This is a genomic window from uncultured Methanobrevibacter sp., assembly GCF_946184425.1.
Taxonomy (GTDB): Archaea; Methanobacteriota; Methanobacteria; order Methanobacteriales; family Methanobacteriaceae; genus Methanocatella.
Genome location: NZ_CAMHFP010000006.1, coordinates 24,369 through 47,724, shown reverse-complemented (window position 1 = coordinate 47,724; position 23,356 = coordinate 24,369). Strand labels below are relative to the sequence as shown.

Annotated in this window: 11 protein-coding genes; 5 read left to right on the top strand and 6 right to left on the bottom strand. The window is 32.3% G+C overall.

The window, feature by feature from the left end; genetic code table 11:
- Window positions 1-92 precede the first annotated feature (92 nt).
- Together dusB and Q0P94_RS02085 are read right to left on the bottom strand one after the other, a co-directional pair.
- Window positions 93-1,100: a tRNA dihydrouridine synthase DusB gene (gene dusB / locus Q0P94_RS02090; RefSeq protein ID WP_295113285.1), complete on the bottom strand. Its 1,008-nt coding sequence runs from the start codon at window positions 1,098-1,100 to the stop codon at window positions 93-95.
- 80 nt (window positions 1,101-1,180) lie between these two features.
- Complete coding sequence (locus tag Q0P94_RS02085) at window positions 1,181-2,023, bottom strand: DUF1002 domain-containing protein (protein WP_295113282.1); 843 nt, start codon at window positions 2,021-2,023, stop codon at window positions 1,181-1,183.
- A 243-nt stretch (window positions 2,024-2,266) separates the two neighbouring features.
- On the opposite strand from Q0P94_RS02085, the gene Q0P94_RS02080 reads away from it, so the two are divergent.
- From Q0P94_RS02080 to Q0P94_RS02070, 3 genes are all read left to right on the top strand, one after another.
- The gene (locus tag Q0P94_RS02080; protein ID WP_295113279.1) at window positions 2,267-7,090 is read left to right on the top strand and encodes a cobaltochelatase subunit CobN; all 4,824 of its coding nucleotides are present in this window, start codon (window positions 2,267-2,269) and stop codon (window positions 7,088-7,090) included.
- Window positions 7,091-7,231: 141 nt separating this feature from the next.
- Entirely contained in the window at window positions 7,232-11,674 is a 4,443-nt protein-coding gene (locus tag Q0P94_RS02075) for a right-handed parallel beta-helix repeat-containing protein (protein ID WP_295113276.1), read from the top strand.
- Window positions 11,675-11,924: 250 nt separating this feature from the next.
- Entirely contained in the window at window positions 11,925-15,218 is a 3,294-nt protein-coding gene (locus Q0P94_RS02070; protein ID WP_295113273.1) for an Ig-like domain-containing protein, read from the top strand.
- A 390-nt stretch (window positions 15,219-15,608) separates the two neighbouring features.
- Here the strand turns inward: Q0P94_RS02070 and dnaJ are convergent, their stop codons facing one another.
- The 3 genes from dnaJ to grpE all read right to left on the bottom strand — a co-directional run bounded on the left by dnaJ (window position 15,609) and on the right by grpE (window position 19,367).
- A complete protein-coding gene (gene dnaJ, locus Q0P94_RS02065) occupies window positions 15,609-16,754 on the bottom strand; it encodes a molecular chaperone DnaJ (RefSeq protein ID WP_295113270.1) in 1,146 nt (381 codons plus the stop codon).
- 136 nt (window positions 16,755-16,890) lie between these two features.
- The gene (gene dnaK / locus Q0P94_RS02060) at window positions 16,891-18,768 is read right to left on the bottom strand and encodes a molecular chaperone DnaK (protein ID WP_295113267.1); all 1,878 of its coding nucleotides are present in this window, start codon (window positions 18,766-18,768) and stop codon (window positions 16,891-16,893) included.
- 47 nt (window positions 18,769-18,815) lie between these two features.
- Complete coding sequence (gene grpE / locus Q0P94_RS02055) at window positions 18,816-19,367, bottom strand: nucleotide exchange factor GrpE (protein WP_295113265.1); 552 nt, start codon at window positions 19,365-19,367, stop codon at window positions 18,816-18,818.
- A 305-nt stretch (window positions 19,368-19,672) separates the two neighbouring features.
- Here grpE and Q0P94_RS02050 point away from each other — a divergent pair, with 305 nt between their 5' ends.
- The gene (locus tag Q0P94_RS02050; RefSeq protein WP_295113262.1) at window positions 19,673-20,248 is read left to right on the top strand and encodes an ArsR family transcriptional regulator; all 576 of its coding nucleotides are present in this window, start codon (window positions 19,673-19,675) and stop codon (window positions 20,246-20,248) included.
- A 52-nt stretch (window positions 20,249-20,300) separates the two neighbouring features.
- Here the strand turns inward: Q0P94_RS02050 and hypF are convergent, their stop codons facing one another.
- On the bottom strand, window positions 20,301-22,541 hold the full coding sequence (hypF, locus tag Q0P94_RS02045) for a carbamoyltransferase HypF (RefSeq protein WP_295113259.1): 2,241 nt from the start codon (window positions 22,539-22,541) through the stop codon (window positions 20,301-20,303).
- A 52-nt stretch (window positions 22,542-22,593) separates the two neighbouring features.
- Between hypF and larB the strand changes: the two genes are divergently transcribed.
- A complete protein-coding gene (larB, locus tag Q0P94_RS02040; RefSeq protein WP_295113256.1) occupies window positions 22,594-23,355 on the top strand; it encodes a nickel pincer cofactor biosynthesis protein LarB in 762 nt (253 codons plus the stop codon).
- Window position 23,356 lies beyond the last annotated feature (1 nt).

The following is a 23,356-nucleotide window of genomic DNA, read 5'->3' as shown; positions in this document are numbered from 1 at the left end:
ATTTTAAACAGATTATATTTATATTATTTTATGGTTGTTTTTTGGTAGTTTATTTTGATTTGATAGAGTTTACTCTCACTGGCAATGATTTATTAATTATTTGATTTTTTTCTATTAAAAAATTCTTCAAGTGTTTTTAAATATTCGTCGATTATTTCAAACAGTTCTTCTGGAGTGGTTGTTTTAAATAGTTTTGGTTTAATTTCAACACTTTTTGGCAGATTTTTCAAGTAATATGCTGCATGAACCCTCATTTTAGAAATAGCTACCTTTTCAGGTTTATATTTAAAAAGTAATTCAGTATGTTTTTTTAACATTTCCATTTTTTCTTCAATAGTTACTTTTTGGGGAAGTGTTCCGTCTTCTAAATATTCGATGCATTGCTTTATAATCCATGGATTTCCTAGTGTTGCTCTTCCAATCATCACGGCATCACATTGAGTTTCATTTATCATTTTTTCAGCATCAAAACAACTTCTGATATCTCCATTTCCAATAACGGGTATTGAAAGTTCCGCTTTAACTGCTTTAATTATGGACCAGTCTGCATCAACGCCATATGTGTCAAACTTGGTGCGGGGGTGAACTGTAATGGCTGATGCGCCTGCATCTTCAACAAGTTTTGCTATTTCAAGAGCGTTAATATGTTCTTTATCCCATCCACTTCTAATTTTAACTGTTACTGGAACTGGGACACTATCAACAACTTCACATATTATTTTATATGCCTTATCAGGTGTTTTTAAAAGTGCACTTCCGGCATTGGCTTTAACCGCAACTTTCCTTACGGGACAGCCCATATTGATATCGATGATGTCAGGTTTCATATGTTCATATATGTACGTAGAAGCTTCCTTCATGGTTTTTACTTCAGATCCAAAAATCTGTTGGGAAATTGGCCGTTCACAGTCATTCATCTGTAACATGTCCTGAGTTCGCGTATTATCGTAACTGATGCCTCTATCAGAAACCATTTCAGTTTCTATAAGTCCACATCCCATTGATTTGATAATGCTTCTGAAAGTTAACTCACATATTCCTGCCATGGGAGCTAAAACGACTTGATTATCTATTCTGACATTGCCAATTTTCCATTCCATAAAATCACAAAAGTTTTTCTAATAATATATTATAATAAAATAGTTAAAGTAATTTTACAAAAAAAGAATTTTGTGGAATATTATCCAAATATTCCACCTAAAAAATCATTTGCAGTATCTTTGGTACCATTTAGAACCTCAGTTACTTGATTTTCATAGTTGCTAACATCTCCCTGAACGTTTTGTGTTTGTTCAATGGAGTTTGCAAGGTTTTCAATACTACTGTTTGTAATATTGATGTTATTGTTTACAGTATAGTTGTAAATGATATTTACAATAGTTTGATGATCTGTAATATTTTCCTGTTTTACAGTTTCTTTTACATCGTCTACTAATTTGGATACCTTATCTGAACTGACATTTGACTCTTGAACAACCTCTGCCTGAGTGTAAATTTCTTTGTTTGCTGCTTCTTTTACAGTTTCTGGAATTTCAACGTTGGTTGCTTCTTCGTAACAGTTCATAATTCCTGCAAGAGCAGATTCACCAGTAGCTTTTACTGGACTTGTTACGTAAATATGTCCATTTGTAATTCCTGCTGATTTTAATGCAGATAAGTACATATCTCCAGTTATAGTGGTGATTTTTGCTTTATCCACACTAACTTCTAGATTGTCGTTATCGTTTAAGTTAACAAGTGCTGAGGAAAAGACTTGACTTGAATCGTATGTTCTTCCAGTTATTGAGCTTGCAATTTTGTTAACGTCATTAGCTGTAATAATTTTTTCGACTGCACTACCTAAATCCAAATTACTTTGACTTTTGAAAAAGGAATCAACGTCAGATTTGTAGTTTGTATTCGCATGAGTAGTTTCACCATAAGTTATAACAACTGAATTTGCTTGACCGGAAAACCCTGCTGGTATAACCATGCCTATTATGATTATAGATAAAATAACTATACCAATAGTAATCTTTCGCATATTATCACCTCTATATAATAGCACACTTTATTTATTTGATTAAGTATTTAAATTTATCCCAAATAATTGTATTTTAGCATATTATAATTTTGATTTAGTTTAGTAATGTTTATATGTTTTCAAGTCAAATTTAAACTTATAGTAAATCTTAATCGATATTGCTATGTTAGTTATAATAAATGAAAAGGAGGTGAAAATACGAAAATAGATAATAGACTGTTATTCGCATTAATTATTACAATTATGCTTTTGTTTTCTATAAGTAGTGTATTTGCAGGAGATAATGAAACAGTATCTGATATTATAAGTGCTAGTGATAACTTGGATGATGTAGTCCAAACTCCAGAAATTCAACATGCTCAGTCTTCGCAATCAGATGACCAAATACTAACAGCAGGTAATAATATAATTAATGTTGTTAATGTAAAGGATTCTTATAACGAAACTGGCAAAACATGGGATGAAGATGGATTTAATCTAAAAGGGGCAATCATTAAAGTCTATGACTCTTCAAATAAATTGGTATCAACTCATACTACAGATTCCAAAGGTAATGCGGTTATTAAAAACTTAGGTTCTTCTAAATATTCTTTAGAAATTAGTTATTCAACTTATCAACCTATTAAATTAAATAATATAGATTTTACCAAAAAAAGTGGATCCGTTGATATTAAAGGACTCATGTTTGTTCCTGACATATTGTTATTGGTTGATTATAACTCACACAATGAAAAAGTAGATTTGCTAATGAACATGTCAAGAAGGATTGCATATATCAGTACTACAAATTTCGATGAGTCAAGGGTGTGGTTGGCTGAATTTGCTAATTTTATTCATATAGATATGTTTGCTGAAAATTCAGCTTATAAAAGGTTTACTTCTTCTTATCTAAAAGAAATGTTGGCCAATTCTCCAGCTAACAAAAATTATAAGGTAGCATATACATTTGGTACATATACTCAGGAAATTTTAAATGCAACAGGCATGCATATTGTGGGAGCAAATCCAAAAAACAATACTTATGATACTGTTGAGAATACCTATATAGGATCTTATTTCCAAGCTGATGACATAAAGGATTCTGATGTTTTGGTATCTAATATGAAAAATTATTTTAATTATATTCGATATTTAATCAATCCAAGTAAATATTCCAATCCTACATTAAAAGATGAGGGAATTCCGTTGATGAGTCCTGAATGTGGTTTTTACCATCCTGATTTGGGCATGTATACCCTTATACCTGAAGCTGAATTGATTCATAAATGGATTATTCAAAATCCGGGTTATACAAAAACAAATGATGGTAGTCTAAATTGGATGAAGGAAGAATATGAATATTGGGTTGAACACACTTTAAATCCTACAGATTTGTTTGCCAGATTTGAAAATGATTTAAAATCTAAATTAAATCCGGATAAAAATCTCATAGCTATTGCAACTTACTATTGTGGGGGCGATGTGGTGGATGCTTTAATTAGAAGTTATGAAGCGAATGGTAGGCATGCTTTTAATATATTTAAAACAAGTACTACTCCTTCTATGTCTTCTATATTAAAAAGAATTACCAATACTACAAAATTGGGAATTTCATCCGTTACTTCCTTATATAGTTGGTCTTTAAGTTATTCTAATGGTTCAGCAGAGCCTGATTTATCTGAAATGGACATGACAATTTTGAAGGGTGTTGACGAAATTTCAGAATACAGTTATAATAGTGAATTAGGTCCTCAAATTGAATGGACATATGCGGTTACATTCCCAAGTTTTGAAGGGGTATATGGTCCTGTAATCTTATCATACCTCGATGGTGAAGGTAAGACTCATGTAATTCAATCTGGTGTAGATAAAATGGTCAAATTAAGTTGTGGTTGGGCTGATTTGAAGGATTTGAAAAATTCTGATAAAACAATCGCAATTGTATTGTATAATTATCCGCCGGGTAAAGCGGAAATTGGTGCTTCTTATTTGAATGTAACTCAATCCACATATGATTTAATTGTTAACTTATACGAACAGGGATATGATACCGGTGGGGATATTAGGAAAAAAATGACCGCTCGTGAATTGGAAGAACTCATATTTAAAATGGGTAACAAAGGTTCATGGGCTTACGGTTTACTCAAACAATATGTTGAAGATAATTATGATGAGTTGGTAAAACATCATCAGCTGATTTCAACAAAAGATTTCCGTCAATTAATTAAAGATATTCCTCAAAGATTAATCAAGAATATGACTGATTACTGGGGATCTGGTTTAGGTCCGTCCATGGTGTATAATGGAACTGATCAACAGTATATGGTTGTTCCTGGTATGTGGTTTGGAAAAGTATTTGTTACCTTCCAGCCAAGTAGAGGATGGGAAGAACTGAAAACTGTGGAAAATTACCACGATTTAACTTTGCCGCCTACTCAGTATTATGTATCATATTACAAATGGTTGGATAAAACCGCTAAAGTAAATGCAATTATTAATATGGGAACTCACGGTACTTTGGAATGGTTACCTGGAACTAATTTAGGTGCTACTGAGGGAGATTGGACTTTTGAATTAACTTTAAATCCAACAATTTATCCGTATATTGTTTCTAACCCTGGTGAAGCAATGGTTGCACGTGATAGAATTTCAGCATTACTGATTACTCACATGACTCCTGCAATGGTTTCTTCTGGTTTATATGGTAACTATACTGTATTGAATAATTATATTAATTATTATAAAGACCAAGTTAAACTTAATGTAACCTCAAATGCAGAAGAATATAAGCAAAAGATTCTTAAATTGGCTCCAACTTTAGGTTTTAGAAATTTCACAGGATCAGTTGAAACTTTCCAGGAATGGTTAGATGACTTGCATCTTTATCTGGAAGATATGGAAGATGATTTCATCACATATGGTTTACATACTTTAGGTAAAATATTGACTGGAAATGAGTTAACAGAAGAAGTGATGACAATTACATCTTCTCAAACAAAAATCTACAATTATCTAATGGAGTATTTATACCCTGAATTGAAAGGTAAGAATTTCAATGATGATGTTCAAGGTAATATTAAATATTTAAATCAGACTAATGCTATTAAGAAATTCTTGTTGAATTATATTTCTCAATTGGTCAACGGTTCATCTGTAGATGAGCTAACAGGTAAATATAATATACCTAAAGGATCATCATTGTACAATGCAACCGCATATGCTGCACAGGTCATTGTTAACATTCAAAACAACAATGAATGGAATGCGATTTTCACTGCATTGCAGGGAGGATATGTTCCTGCAGGATTGTTTGCAGACCCTTCCTATGGGGACTCAATACCAACAGGTTATGATGGTTATGCATCTGACCCTACAAGGATGCCTTCTGAGTCAGCTTATGAGTCTGCAATAAAAATTGTAGATTTACTGCTTGCTAATTACTATGAAAAACATGGTAAATGGCCTGAATTAACTTCATTAATCTTATGGGGTACTGAAATCTCAAGAACTGAAGGAATAGGTGTTGCGGAATTTTTATACTTCCTTGGTTGCAAACCGGTATGGGCTGATAATGGAAAAGTTATAGGTGTTGAAAAACTTCCATTGGAAAATTTAACAGTCAAACTGTCAAACGGCACTGTTCTAAACAGACCTAGGATTGATGTGTTTGCAAGTATCGTTACAAACAACAAGGATTGGATTAACTGGATGCTAACTGCCGTTAAACTTGCGGCCTTCGCAGAAGGCGAAAATGAAACAAATAACTATGTTATTAAACATTACAATGAAAATCCAATGCTTGACCGTTTATTTGGTCTTCCAGGTAATGTGCTTGAAGGAACAGGTATGTCAACCCTCATACCTAACACTGCAGATTGGGAAAAATCCACAGTTAATGAGGTATTGATGGACATATATCTTTCAAGAGTTTCATTCTCATGGACTATTGATGACAAGGGGAATATTGATATTAAAAGTCAAAAAGAAAACTTCAAGTATCTTCTTGGTAAAACCGATTTGATTACTCAAAACTTCGATAGTACATGGAGATTGTTCGATTCAGACGATTACTATGACTGGTTCGGCGGTTTATATAATGCTGCAAACATATTGAGAGAAAGAAACGGATTGCCTCGCCCTGACACTGCATTTGTAGATATCAGGAACAAAAATAAATATGTTGCAAGAACCTATCAGGAAGAAATCGAGTATGAAAGCAGAACAATGCTTCTAAACCCTAAATATTACATGCCACTCATTACCGGTGGCGGAACTGGTATGAATGCATATGCTGCAAGATACCAGAACATGTTTGGGGGCTTGACTGTATCTAATGAACATTTAGGTAAGGAATTAGGTCAGCAAATGTCTAATGAATTGTTGGGCATGAGTGGATACATTGATGGGGCAACTGCTTCATTCGGTTATCAGACTTCCTTACTTTGGATGGTTTACCTTGCCGATCAGGGAGTTTGGGACGGTGATGCAAGCACTGTTCAAAAACTGATTGATGAGTATATCAAACAGGTGATTGAATATAGTGTTGCATGTTGTCACCACACATGTAAGAACTTGGCTTTCAATGCCAAAATTATTCAAATGAGTTCTCTAACTCCTGCTCAAAAGGCTAAATTTGCAGAAATCCTGGCTCAAGCAACAAACACTGACCCATTATATCAAATGCCTGAAGAAGAAGGAACTTCAGGTGACAATACTGGTTCCAACAGCGGATCATCTGATAACAAAGGTCAGGACAGTTCTAATGCACAGCAATTAGCTAACGGCACATCTCAAGACAAATCAAGTAGTAGTGATGGTGGAAATACAGGATTTGGTGCTGATGCTTCTCCAAGTGGTGATGCAAAATCTGCAACCGAATTTGCTAGTGATGCTTCATCCGCTTCAGCAAGTGGTGCTGGGGATGCCGGCAGTAAAGCTTATGAGTTGTCTCAACAGTCAGCTGCTAAATCTGCAAGTGCAACAGAATCTAGCATGCCGATATTTGTAATTATTGCAGTTATTATTTTGATTGCAATTTTCTTAGTTGGTTATGCAAGAGATCAAAAAGACGATTATGATGATTATTAATTAATCATCAACTTTTTTTTATTTTTTAGTAATTTTTAAATATACTTTAATTTCATATATAACAATATATTAGATTATTTTTCAATTTTTGTTTAATAATTTTTATAAATACAATTGAATTTAATGTGATTGAGGTATATTATGGTTAAAAAAATTAATTTTTTATTAGTTTTATTGCTATTATTAATCACCATCGGTGCAGTTAATGCAACCGATGATTTTAATGAAACAGTTGGTATTAGCAATGAAGCTACTGATGAGTTAAGTATCTCAGATAATATTGCATCTGCTGATACGATAAATGATGAAGTTTTAACCGAAACTTCACATACTGTAAATGAAGAAAATTATAACACTTACTTTAATAGTGCAGGTAAGTTAATATCTTCTTCCGTAAAGGATGGGGATACCATTACAATTGAAGGTACATTCAATAAAAAGAATTTTACTTTTGAAAAGCCCATAAATGTGGTGGGAAGTAATTCAAATCTTAAAAACTGTGTATTTACTTTAAATTCAGGTGCATCTGGTAGTAATTTATCCAATTTGAATATTGCAAATACTGTAATTTATAATTATGGTATATTTTTAAACGGTGCAAGCAACTGTCTGATTACAGGATGTACAATTAAAAATACTGGAGCATCTTCTTATCCAATTTGTATTGCAAATGATGCTAATTATAACAACATTACATATAATAAGTTAACAACTTACGGACAGACTTATGGTCATGGAACTAGGTCTACCCCGCCGTTAATTATTAGTGGTGCTCATTATAATTATATAGCTAGCAATGATATTGACTGTGATGATGCGGATGCTATTTATTTATCCAGTTTTGCCGGAGGTCCTTTAAAAGGAGGTGACTCCAAATTTAATGTAATTTATAATAACACTATAAAATACAATGTGTTGCCTACCTCATGGGCATATGGTATTCAAGTAATGGGTAGGAATAACACTATTGATTCCAATAAGATTATAGGTGCATATTTAGGTATTTCTGCTGGTGTCAATGCAATTGTTACCAATAATCAGATTATTAATGTTACTGGTGCTGATTTTAATCATGTTGGAGTTGAATCTGGTGGTGAAGGTGCTATTGCTGCATCACTTAATTCCCTAGTTAAAAATAATATTATAACTGGAGCAAAAATCATTTCTACTGGTGCTGGAATATCTGTTTCTGACAGATGTGTTGTTGAAGATAACTATGTGCAGGTCTTACTTAGCGGTGTTGGAATAAAACCTCAGGGTTCACATGTCATGATTAAAAATAATACTGTTATCACAACTACTGGCCATGCTATTTCAACTTCTAATTCTCAGTTATTTAACTTATCCATAATAGATAATGATATAACTAGTCAATCAGGGATTGGTGTTTTGATTCAAAAGATTAGTTCTAAAAGAATGTCAGGAAATATAACAATAATCAACAACGTAATTTCTACAAATAATCAATATTCTATAAATGCAAAAGATGTAAATGCATCCACTGCATGGACTATTGAAAAAAATAAAATTTCAAATAAAAATTCAAGAATTCTAACTCCTGAAGGAGAATTTGATCCTTCTAAACATGCTTATAACTTTAAAGGAAAAACCTACATGATTACTCCATCTAATTATGGGGATTATATTGATGAAAATGGTGGTTTAACTTCAGCAGTTGATGATGGGGATATATTAAGTTTTTCAGGAGAATTTTCAAATAAATTTATCTATGTAAATAAAGCTATAAAAATCACAGGTGATAATCCTACATTTTATAACACCACATTCAGAGTATCTTCAGATGGTGTTTGGATTGAAAACTTAAATATTAAGAATAATCGTGCTGAAAGAATTAATGCGTGGGGTGTTTTAGTTTATCAGGTTACTGGTGTTACAATTTTAAATTGTACAATTGATGTTTATGACCCTAATGCTGCTTATGCGATTTATGTAGTTGAATCCAATGAAGTTGATGTAATAAATAACACTTTATCTTCTGAAGGTAATTATTTAACATATACAATTCTTGCGCACACTGTAACCGACTGCAGATTTATTAATAATGTTATTTTCACAAATGGTACCGGACAAGTTTATACATTTGAAAATCAACATTGCTTAGAAGGAAATACTGTCTGCACTGACGGAAGTACTGTTTGTACTGATGGTAATTCTGTGTGTACTGACGGAAGTACTGTTTGTACTGATGGTAATTCTGTGTGTACTGACGGAAGTACTGTTTGTACTGATGGTAATTCTGTGTGTACTGACGGAAGCACTGTCTGCACCGATGGAAGTTCTGTTTGTGCTGATGGAAACAGTGTATGTCCGGACGGCAGTTCAAACTTAGGAAGTCATGTTTTAAAAGAAGTATACAGAACTTATGGTATTTTGATTGTTTATTCTTCAGAAAATGTTGTTTCACAAAATAAAGTTCGTGTAACCTCAAAATTAAATCAGACTTATTCCACGTTCAATTCAACAAATTCCATTGTAGGTATCGATTTATATTACAACAGTCATAATAATGTATTTTCAGACAATGAAGTTTATGTTTGGGGTAATGATAATTATATTTATGGAATGGGTGTATTAGGTTATTACACAACAATGTATGCTCCTGAAGGTCAGGGTGCTGAAAATAATCAATTTATCAATAATAATATTGCTGTAGAAGGAAGTTATTGTGTCGAAGGATTGATTATTGGTTCTTCTTCAGAGAATACTATAATCACTGGAAATGTTATTGATGCAAAATCAAGCGAAATATCCTATGGTATTAACCTGGAAATGTCTCAAAAATCAGATATTAAATATAATTCATTCACATTAAATTCAGATCTTGTATATGGGCTTGAGGCATTTGATTCAGATAACAATATCATAAAAAATAATAGTTTTGATGTTATAACAAAACAGGCTTACGGTTTTGTAATTTCCAATTCTGACAATAACGAAATTAACTTAAACTGCATATTCCTAAATATCGCTGGGGATAATGTTGGTTTTAAGAATTTTGACACCATTGAAGGTGGGGATGCGGGAATATACCTCAGGTCATATTCAACTAACAACTCTATTGTAGACAATAACATAACTACTTTAAAAGGATACGCAATTATCATTGATAACGACGCAAAAGATAATAATATTTCCAATAATTATTTATATTCCGCAAACGGTACTGGAAATGATGCTGTCAACAGTACAGCAAATAATGTGGTATCTGATAATTATGCAAACTTGGTTACTGGAAAATTCGATGCAATTGTGATAAAATATCTTGAAAATGGAACTTTCACTTTCACAACTTCTGATAAGAATATGGAAGGTGCAATTGTGGAATTCAGTTTAATGGGAGAAAAAGTTGGATCTTCTGTTATTAATAATGGAATTGCTAAATTCGATTATGAATTTAAAGACAGTCCTGCAGATTATCTAATTTCTGCAAAAGTCACTAAGGATAATTATAAGGTCACAGAATTTGAATCCAGCCTATCTATTTTGAAAGGTAATTTGATAATTGTCATTGATGATGTAACCGGTCCTATTGCAAGAAGTGCTCAATTCAGCGCAATTATTAAGGATATTTTAGGAAATCCTGTAAGCGGTATGGTAGTTGAGTTTACTGTAATTGATGACGGATATCCTGCATATTTGGGAAAAGCAACAAGTGATGAAAATGGTTTGGCCGTATTAAATGCGGAAATTCCTCAGATATATGGTGAAAATCCTACTATCAGTGCTGATGTAAATGGTAATTATGAATTTGAATCAGCAAATGCTACTTCCAAGTTAAATGCTTATAACCTTATTTCTACAAGCATTTTAATTAATTCAAAAGTATATCCTAAAGGAGTTTTAGCTATATTAAAAGATCAAAACGGGTCTGTTTTAGCAAATAAAAAACTTCGATTGATGATTGGTAATGCAGATTATAATTTAACCACTAATAAATTGGGTCAAGTTATTTTACCAACTTTATCAAGAGGTTCATACACTGTTTATGCATCATTTGCAGGGGATGAAGACTTTTATTCATCTAAAAATACTGTTAAAGTTAATGTAATGCCTGCAATAATTGGCAATAAAAATTATGTTGTTTATTATGGCAATGCAATAACATATAAACTTCGTATTATAGGGGCTGATGGAAAATATGTAGGTGCCGGCAAAGTTGTGTCCATTAAAGTCAATGGTAAAACCTATTCCGTTAAAACAAATAAATACGGTTATGTTTTAAAATCTTTTAAATTGAATCCGGGTATTTACACATTAACAGCCCAATATAATGGGGATAAGGTTTCAAGTAAAATACTATTTAAACCAACTGTCATTACTAAGAATATGATTGTGAAAAAAGCGAAAATTATTAAATTTTCAGCTAAATTGGTTAATAAGTATGGTAAAATATTAAAAAATCAAAGAATCATTTTTAAAGTTAATGGTAAGGCTTATATTGCAAAAACCAATAAATATGGAGTTGCGATAATATCCATTAAAAATTTGAAAGTTGGTAAATCTGCCGTACTCTCAACTTATGGCGGATGTAAAGTATATAATACAATTACTGTTAAAAAATAAAGGTTTAACCTTTATTTTACTTTTTTTTCAAGTTTTATTTATTAAATTTTAAATATTATTAATTACTATTTTTTATTGTAGTCAGTATTTTATTAAATTTTATTGGACTATTCTTTATTTTATATTAATTAAATGAGGTGGAACTATTAAAGGGAAGAGTATATTTATTTCATTAATATTACTTTCAATAGTTTTATTATCAGCAAGTGTTGCTTTTGCTGCAAGTGATGATAATGCAACTATTTCTGAAGTGAATGATGAAATAACTATTAATAAGGATGTTTTAACTGTCGGAGAAGATAGTGTAGTTGAAGAAAATAGCACTGTTGTTTCACAAAGCAGTGTTGTAACAAATTCTACAATTAATAACTATTTTGATAGTGACGGTAGATTAATGGAAAATGTCACTTCTGATGAATTAATTTTTGAAGGCGAGTTTTCAGGTTTAAATTTCACTCAATTAACTATTGGAAAACCTATTAAATTGACTGGTAATGATGTTACATTAACTGATTTAGCTATTAATGTTTATGCAGATAATGTGACAGTCGATGGTTTTAAATTAATACAAACTAAAGATATTTATGCAATTTCATTAGACGATGTGTCTAATGCAGTGATTTCCAACAGTGTAATTGATTATAAATACTTAGAAAATAAAAATGCGATGGCAATTTATGCAAATAATGTTGACAACTTTAAATTTTTAAACAATGTTGTTTATTATGTTGGAAATACTACTGGTTCTAGCTTTAACAATGCTATTCGCGTTGAAAATGATGGATCTAAAAAATCTTCAAATATTTTAGTTGAAGGAAATGTATTCGATATTAAAATGCCTTCTTCAGCTGTGGGTTATGATTCAAATTACAATTCATTAGCTTACACTCAGGGTGCTGTATTCAATGGTTGTGAAAATTTAACTTTCAAAGGAAATAATTTAACTCTCGAATACACAAGTGCTGTTGGAGCATATGATACAATTCATGTGTTAAGCGTTGGTAATGCTAACTTCCAATTTACAGATGATTATGATATTATTTATCCTAATGTCTGTGATAATGTTGAAATTTCAGATAATATGATTGAAGCAAACGGTCATTCTTATATCTATGGAATCTTTTTAGCTGCAAACAATTTCAAAATCAATGATAACAAAGTCATTCTTTCATCTGATAATAATTATGCTGCTGGAATAGATGTTGAAGGACCTTCATCTGAAGGTAACGTAAGTAATAATGTAATTGATGTTGCTTCACAAAATAGTGCTTATGGTGTTTATTCTTACCAATATTCTGGCGCTATTGATGATGTAAGCTATTATGATAATTTTATTTATCTTAACGCTTATGCTGCATGTGGTATGGAAGTTGTTGCAAATAATCCAGTTATTTCTGGCAATTTAATTAGTTTGACTGGTAATCATACTACTGGTATGGCATTAAATGCTGTTGATGAAGCAGTTATTGATAATAATGTAGTTGTAAGTGCTGGTTCTAATGTTGGTAATGCATCTACTGGGGATTCACTTGTTCATCCTGACAGTATTGGTATTAGTGTCAAAGGTAATGCTTTAATCAAAAATAATGATATATCTTCTACTTCCACTGGTATTAACTTACTTCAAGGCGGAAACATTAATGTAACTGACAATGTAATCGATGTTGATGTTGTCGGTAATTATAGCAATTATGCTATTTTAGCGGATGATATGGATGATTTGTACATTACTAATAACAATATAACATTTAACGGAAAAACTAATGGTAATGTAATCACAAATGCTATTCGTATTACAAATTCAGGAGATGCTAATGGTGTTGTAATATCAGACAATACTTTAGATATAACTATTCCTGCTGCAGATGTTGTTTATGCTGCTGATTGGTCAAGTACAGTTATCAGTGAAGGTATCGTAATTGATTCTTCTGATAATTTAAAATTCGAAAACAACAAAATTGATTTAAAATATGGTGAAATTATTGGTTTCTATGATACTATTTATGCTGTAGATGTTCTCAACTCCAAAAATGCTGCTGTTAAAGGTAACAGTATTACTGGATCTGGAAATAAATATATTTATGGTATTAAATTAACCGGTGATAACTTTATAATTGACTCCAATAACATTTCAATGGTTTCAAATTATTATGCAAATGGTGTTGATATCGAAGGTCCGGCTACCGGTGTAATATCCAATAACGGCATTATTACCAATGCGGTTAATTCTGCTTATCCAATTTATTCCGGAATGAACAATCAACCTGTTTCAGTTAATGTTACTGGAAATGATATGGTTGCTGATGCATATTATGTTGTAGGTGTGGAACTCGGTGGTAATGATGCTTTAGTTCAAGATAACGGCATTGAAATCAAAGGTAATCACACTATTGGTATTGGTGCATATTTAGACAATGTAATTATTGACAACAACAAAATTTCTTCAATGGCTTCTAATGTGGGTAATGAATCAATTTGGGATAATTTCGGCACTGACACTACTGGTATTAAAGTACTTAAAGGAAATGCTACTATTACAAACAACAATGTTCAAACCACTGGTGATTATGCTGCGGACTTAAGTGGAAATAATGCTACTGTAAAAGATAATTACTTAGCAGCTAAAAAAGCTGTAGCTGGTGCTTCCGTTATAGGATCTGATAATGCAACTGTTTCTAGAAATACTCCAAGTTATAAAATAATCTTAGCAGCTCCAAAAGTATATACTGAGTATGTAAATGGTGTTTTATATGTTGTAATGGCAATGGATGAAAATGGTGATCCTCTTGCTAACATGACTATTTTCACTAAAGTTAACGGAAATGTTTATAATGAAACTACTGATGCGAATGGATATGCTGCATTTGTTCTGGATTTAGATGCAGGTTATTATGTTGCTGAAACTTCATTTGAAGGTGATGACAAGTACGGTCCTAAACAAATCACCACTCCAATAAATGTGGAAGCTTCCGGAACAGTCATTAAATCTGCTGCATCTTCTACCGTTTTATTAACTGCAATTAAAACAGGATCATATTATAAAATAGTATTATTAGATACTAATGATAACTGGTTGGCAAATAAAACAGTTTCAATTACATTCAATGGTAAAACCAGTACTTATGTTACAGATGAATTGGGTGTAATTAAATATAAACTTTCAGTATCCAAAGTCGGAACACAAAAATTAACTATTAAATTCGCTGGTGATAATAATTACGTAGGCAGTACTTCTACTGCAACTATTAAAATCACTAAACAAGCAACCAAAGTAATTGCTGTAAATAAAGTTTACAAAGTCAGAGCTAAAGTCAAATATTATGTAATGACTTTAAAAGACAATAAAAATAAAGTTATTAAGAAAGCTAAAGTTACTTTAAGAGTTAATGGTAAAACATATGTTGCTGTTACAAAAGCAAACGGTAAAGCTATTTTCAAAATTACCAAATTAGCTAAAAAAGGAACTTTCACTGCTTTGGTCAAATTTGCAGGAAATGGTTACTATAATCCATCTTTAAGAGCTGTCAAAATTAGAGCTATATAATAGAGATTTTTAATCTCTATACTTTTTTTTATTTTTTCATGTAGATATTGTGGATTAGTTTTGTTGTTTTTTTGAGTTGATGTATTTTAATAATTGCATTGATTAATTTAAATGATTTCAATTTCTATACCTTATTTTTAATTAATCGAATTTCCAATTAAATACCTATAAAATTTCAAATGTTTTGTTACCTATTTTTGTAATGTTAATTTTTAGCAAAACAATTATTGTTTATCTATATTGGTTGATTAAAAATAGTATTTTTTTAAGTTACATATTAAAAAAATTACATTACATATAATTATTTTACAATAAATCATGTTGGTGTGGTTTTAATAATATCTGGAATTAAGTAAATGGTGGGAAAATAAATTAGCAAAAATAGCTAACTTATTTCATAGCATCTTTGACTCTGTCAAAGAGACCTTTTTCAACATGTTTAATTTCATCTCCGCTAACTTCAGCAAATTCACGGAGTAATTTTTTCTGTTTGGAGTTTAATTTTTTAGGGACAACTACTGTTACAGTAACATACATGTTACCTCTGCCTGAATGTCTGTATGAAGTCATTCCTTGTCCTCTTAATTTGAACACAGTTCCACTTTGTGTTCCTGCAGGGATTTTGAATTCAACTTCTTTTCCCTCAATTGTTGGAATGCTTATTAAATCTCCTAATGTTGCCTGTGGGAAACTAATTTGCTGTTCGAAGTATAAATGGTCTCCTTCACGAGCAAATTGCTTATTATTTTTAATATGTACAGTAACAATCAAATCTCCTTCAAGGCCTGCTGCTTCACCACAGTTTCCTTCACCGGAAACTCTTAGGTGGTTACCTTCATTGACTCCTTCTGGAATTTCAATTTTAATTGTTTTGGTTTTTCTTTTGCTACCTTTACCGTGACAGTCTTCACAGGGTTCGGTAATGATTTTACCTGTTCCGCCACATTCCCTACATGGTCTAACATTAACCATTTGACCTAATATTGTGTTACTGACTTCTTTGATTTGTCCTGTTCCGCCACATGTTTTACAGGTTTCGGGTTCAACACCTGGTTTGGATTTAGATCCATGACAGGTTGGACAAAGTTCACTTCTTGTAATCTTAATTTCTTTATCGCATCCGTTAAATGCTTCTTCTAAAGTAATTGGGACTTCAGTATATATATCTGAACCTCTTTGTGGACCAGCTCTTCCGCCACGTGAACGACTTCCTCCACCAAAACCGAACATTTCGAATATGTTTCCAATATCGAATCCTTGGAATATGTCTTCAAAGTTAACATTCTGATAGAAATCTTCTGCAGTAAATCCGTCCATTCCAGCATGACCAAATTGATCGTATCTTTGACGTTTTTCATCATCAGACAAGACAGCGTATGCTTCACTTACTTCTTTGAATTTATCTTCAGCATCTGGCTCATCACAAACATCAGGGTGGTATTTTCGGGCTAATTTACGATAAGCTTTTTTAATTGTCTTTTCATCTGCAGATTTATCTACTCCAAGAACTTCATAATAATCTCGCTTGTCTGCCATTTATTCACCTTAGTATAATAATTTTAAAAAAATAGATAGAAAAAATAATAGTTTTATCTATTGTTAGTTTATTGTTTGATTCTGATTCTGATTTTTATTGTATTTCCTAACAACTAATAAAACATTATTATTAATTCTAGTCTTTTACTTCATAGTCTGCATCAATTGTGTCATCATTGTCTTTAGCACCAGTTTGTGAATCTCCAGCAGCTTCTTGTTGAGCTTGTTGTGCTTGAGCTTCAGCTTGTGCTTGTTGATAAATTTTAGCACCAATTTCTTGAATTACATTGGATAATTCATCAGACTTTGCTTTAATGGCATCAACGTCATCGCCGGCTATAAGTTCTCTTAATTCAGCTATAAGTCCTTCGACTTTAGATTTTTCATCTTCAGATACTTGATCTTTGAGTTCATCTAAGGTTTTTTCTGAAGTGTAAATTAATGAGTCTGCATTGTTTCTGATTTCAATTTCTTCTTGTCTTTTTGCATCAGCTTCAGCATTCATTTCTGCTTCTTTGATTTTTTGTTCGATTTCTTCATCGGATAATTTGGTTGATGAGGTAATTGTAATAGCTTGTTCTTTACCTGTTCCTTTATCTTTAGCAGTTACATTAATAATACCATTTGCATCGATATCGAAAGTAACTTCAATTTGTGGAACACCTCTTGGTGCAGGTGGGATTCCTACAAGTTGGAAACGTCCAAGTGAAGTATTGTCTGCTGCCATTTTTCTTTCCCCTTGCAATACATTGATGTCTACAGATGGTTGGTTATCTGCAGCTGTGGAAAAGACTTGGCTTTTCTTGGTAGGAATAGTAGTGTTCCTTTCAATTAATGTAGTGGATACTCCACCTAAGGTTTCAATACCTAAAGATAATGGAGTTACATCTAAAAGAACGATGTCTTTAATTTCTCCAGCTAATACTCCTCCTTGAATAGCAGCACCCATGGATACACATTCCATTGGGTCGATACCACGTTCAACAGGTTTTCCTATGAATTTTTCAACATATTTTTGTACAATTGGCATTCTGGTAGGTCCACCAACAAGGATGATTTTATCGATATCTGATTTGTTCATTTTTGCATCATCTAATGCTTGTTGCATTGGTTTACCAGATTTTTCAACAATGTGGTCAACGAGTTCTTCTAATTTTGCTCTACTGATTGTGTCAATTAAGTTTTTAGGAGTTCCATCAGTTCCCATTGCGATGAATGGTAAGTTAACTTCAGTAGTTGTGGTGGTGGACAATTCAATTTTAGCTTTTTCAGCAGCTTCTCTTAATCTTTGTACTGCTTGATCATTATCCATTAAATCTATACCTTCTTGAGCTTTGAATTGGTCTGCTAAGTATTTGATTAATACATTATCCATATCAGTACCACCGAGTTGGGTGTCCCCACTGGTTGCTCTTACTTCAAATACTCCTCCACCGAATTCCATGATGGTTACGTCTAAGGTACCTCCTCCTAAATCGTATACCATAATGTTCATGTCATCTTCATCAGCTTTATCAAGACCGTATGCTAGGCTTGCTGCAGTTGGTTCATTAACAAGTCTTACAACATCTAATCCTGCAATAGTTCCTGCATCTTTTGTTGCAGTCCTTTGGTTGTCGTCAAAGTAAGCAGGCACGGTAATAACTGCTTTTTCGATAGGTTCTCCTAAAAATGATTCTGCATCTTTTTTAATTTTTTGTAAGATAAATGCGGAAATTTCTTGTGGAGAGTATTGTTTTCCGTTTACAGTTACTTTGTGGTCGGTACCCATACTTCTTTTGATTGCACTTATAGTATTTTCGGGGTTGGTTACTGCTTGCCTTCTTGCAGGTTCCCCTACTAACATTTGACCATCTTCAGTAAATGCAACATAACTTGGGAAAGATTTTCCATATTGACTTGCACCTTCTGCAGATGGGATTGTAGTTGGTTTACCTCCCACAAGTACAGATGCTGCGGAGTTACTTGTTCCTAAATCAATACCAATAATTTTTTCTTTTTTAGCATCAGACATAATTATCACCTATATTTTTTTTATAAATAATTTAATAAACTTGAATATTATTTTTTACAGACTATAACTTTAGAGTATTTAAGGACTTTATCTTTGTACATGTATCCTTTCATCAATTCATCTATTACATATCCGTTTTCGACATCATCTGACTTTTGAACCATCAATGCTTCATGCTTGTTCAAGTCAAATTTTTCACCTTTTGCAGGAATTTCTTCCACTCCTTCTTTTGTCAAAATGTCTTTAAATTTATTGTAGATGAGTTCTACTCCTTCTTGCAAGTCTTTATCGTTTTCAATTTCTAAAGCTCTACCAAAATCTTCATAACAATCAAGGAATTCTTTTATGATGTTCTCATTAGCGAATTTGATAATTTCTTTATTCTGTTTGTCAGTAATTTTTTTGAAATTTTCGAAATCTGCTTGAAGTCTTTGAGATAGTGCGATGTATTCTTGAGTTTCGTTTTCTTGTTTTTCAAGATCTTCTTTAAGTTGGGTTATCTCTTCATCTTTTAGAGCTAACTCTTCAAGAAGTTCGTAATATTTTTCTTGAATATCTTGAGTTTCAACTTCAGTTTCGCTTTTATTTTCATCAGTCATACGTGCACCCTTTTCAAGTTTTTTGAAAAACTTGTGTAATAACTCTCTATCGAGAATAGTATTCTTTAAGTACTTTAACATTGGTTTTGGGAATTTATGGACATATAGGAAAATGGTTCATCTAATCAGAGTTATTACTTTAAGTTTTTCTGAACCAAAATATTAAAGTAACAAAAAGTTATCTTTCTCTTATTATATTATAGTTACCAAAGGTTATATAAAGTTTTCGTTTTTTTGACTTTTTTCTTACAATGGGTAATAAAAATACAATACTTTAAATATAGTGTATTATATAATGTATATTCATGAGTAATAGTAATGACATTAATAAAAATGATAAATATCATGGAAATGTCAATTCTTCTAATGGCCACATAGAAATTAGAGGAAACTATAACGACCAATTAGGAGAGATTGATAAGGAAGATATACTTGATGTAATGGGTTGTAAAACTAGAAGGGATATTATAAACCTTTTAAGAGAAGAACCTATGTTTGTTAGTGAAATATCTAATGAGCTCGATATTGGTCAAAAAGCAATTATTGAGCATTTACGTGCTATGGAAGATATTGGTATCTTAAATTCTTCTTATAAAAAGATTTTAAGGGGACGCCCACGTAAATACTATGATTTACAAAATGAAGTAAATATTCATATTACCATTAATAGGAATACTTTTGATGTAAATCTGACTGATGACATGTTAAATACATTACAGCTTCCATCAGGTGACGAATGGTCAAAACTTTTAGATATTGAAAAAAGAATTGATGCTGGACAACTCGAAGCTATTGATGAGTTAAAAAATCAAATAAGACTATATGGCAATCTTCTGGAAAGAGCAGAATATATTCTTGAAAGAACCATTAGAAATAGATAAGTGTTGTGTGGTCATTAATATGATTGTTTGAATTATCTTCAAACAATTTCTTTTACTTTTTTTTAGCAATTATTGCCTGTCCAAGGGATACTGATCCGTCTCCGGCGCAAGTGTTTTTATGTTGTATAAAGTTATAGCCATTATTTTCAATGTATTTTTTAACAGTATCTGTAATGGCCTCATTGTAAAATACTCCTCCAGTTGCACCAATACTTTCAACTTTTTTAGAATCTGCTGCATTAATTGCAATTTCACTTAATCCCTTAGCTATTGCAATTTGACCTGCACGGGCAACATCCGCTTTTTTCCCTCCATTTTGATATAAATTTACAACTTCCCTTAAAATTTCAGTTGTATTTAAGATGTTATTTTCAATAGTATAAGGAATTTCAATATCATTTGTGGAGTAATAAGCGCAAGATTCAAGTTTCATGGAACATTCTCCTTCATATGTTCTTTCATCACAAACTTCAAGTGCAACTGCCATTGAATCAAGAACTCTTCCTGTACTTGTAGTTTTGCCGACATTAATTCCAGCTTTCAGTTGTTTGAAAATATTTTTAATTTCGATTTCACCATATTTGAAATGATTGGAATAATTTTTAATCAATTCTTCATCTTTTAATATGCTTGCAAGCATTCTTGCCGGATATTTGGTTGCCATATCTCCTCCGGGCATAAGTTGGCTTTCAAGATGGCCTAATCTTTCAAAGCTTTTCACATCAGTGTAGAGAATTTCTCCTCCCCAACTGGTGCCGTCACTTCCATAGCCTACGCCATCAGCAGCAATGACAATCATTTTATTTATTGCACTATCATTTGCAAGTGCAATGGAGTGTGCATGGTGATGTTGAATGGGTATAACTTCCGCACCATATTTTTCAGCTAAATCATATGCTAGGCGTGTTGTAAAAAAATGAGGATGCATATCACAAGCAATTGTATCAAATTCATTGATTTTAGTAATTCTCTGCATGTTCTTTATAGCTTCTTTTAGGAATTCTAATGTCTTTGGCTTGTTGGTGTTTCCTATATGCTGTGATGGATAAACAATATTGTCCTTCGCAATGGAAAATGTCACATCAAGTTCTGGACCTAATGCTAAAACATTCAAGTCATTTACTTCATAATTTATTTTATATGGTTCTGGAGTATATCCTCTGGAACGTCTAATGAATGATAATTCATTATTCCTAAATCTGATAACTGAATCGTCACATCTGTTTAAGATTTGCCGATTATGAACCAGTGAATAATCATTAACTCCGTTGATGATGTCTTCATTTTTAATCATCATTGGCTCGCCAGGAGTATTTGCGGAAGTCATAACAAAAGTGTCAATATTGCTTTCATCAAAAAGCAAATAGTGCATAGGTGAGTAAGGAAGCATCACCCCGATATTGTGGAGTCCGGGAGATAATGATTCGGGAAACGGATAATTGTCATTTTTCTTTAAAATAACAATAGGACGTTTGTTTGATGTAATTGTATCAATTTCTTTAGTTGATAATTGGGCATACCTTTGAACAGATTCCAAGTCTTTGCTCATAACTGCGAAAGCCTGGTTAGGTCGGTTCAAACGATTTCTCAGTTCTTTTATTGCTTTGTCATTGTATGCATCAACAACTAGGTGTGTCCCTCCAATTCCTTTTATTGCTAAAATTTTTCCTTTTTCCAATATGTCTGCACCCATTTTAATCGGATTTTCACAATTAACTTTATTCAATCCATCATAAAATGCCATTTGGGGTCCACATTCACTGCAGCAAATTGCCTCTCCGTGATATCTTCTGTTTAATGGCTCTCTGTATTCTATAATACAATCATCACATAAAGGAAATTCATCCATGGATGTCCTTATTCTATCATAAGGTACGCTTTCAATAACTGTAAAACGGGGACCACAATCAGTGCATGCATTGAACGGATATTTGTAACGTCTGTCATTAGGATTTCTTATTTCCTCAAGGCATTTATCACAAATTGCAATGTCTGGTGGAATAACACTAATTCCAGAGTATGAATCCCCACTTTCAATGATTTCAAAGTCGGAATAGTTATTAATTTCAATATCTTCCACGATTATGGAATCTATTTTAGCTATTGGGGGTAGTTCTTCAGGTAATCTTTTGATAAATAATTCGGTATTTTCGCCTTCAATAATGATTTCAACAACATTTCCAAGGTTTCTAACATATCCTTTAAGATTTAACTCAGCTGCTAGTCTATATACATATGGTCTAAATCCTACACCTTGAACTATTCCTTGTGTCAAAACCTTTTGAGCTTTCATAAATATATTATTTAAGTTAAATTTTATATAAAATTTTATCCTAATTAATACTATGAAAGAGATTCTTGAAAGATTGGTCAATGGGGAAATTAATATTGAAGAAGCTGAAAATCTCTTAAAAGCTGATGCTATTTTAGAATTTGATGATGTTGCTAAGTTTGATATTAAACGGAATGATCGTACAGGTTTTCCTGAAGCTGTATTTGCTCCAAGTAAAGAGTATGATGATTTAATTTTAATAATTAAAAAATATCTTCAAACAAGTGATGAGGATTTAATTATAACAAAATTATCCAATGAAAGATATGAAAGAATATTAAGTGACTTGGGTGAAAATTCCTTTATTTTTGATTATAATAAAAGAGCTCAAATTTTGGTAATCCGGAAGGAAATAATTGAAAAGGAACCGCAAGCCAAAATAGGAATTATCACTGCTGGAACTTCGGACATTAAGATTGCTGAAGAAGCAAGAGTGATTGTTGAAGAGGGGGGATGTGAAGCAATCACCTCTTATGATATTGGTGTTGCGGGGATTCATAGACTGTTTCCTCAAATTGCACATATGGTAAAAGAGGGGGTTAAGGCATTCATTGTTTGCGCAGGCATGGAAGGTGCACTTCCGTCTGTTGTTGCAGGTTTAGTTGATGTTCCTGTAATTGGAGTTCCGACTTCTATTGGTTATGGTGTCGGTGAAGGAGGAAGGGTTGCGCTTGATGCGATGCTTCAATCTTGCGCACCGGGAATTGCAGTTGTAAACATAGATAATGGATTTGGGGCTGGAGTATTTGCCTTAACTATTGTAAACAATGATTAAA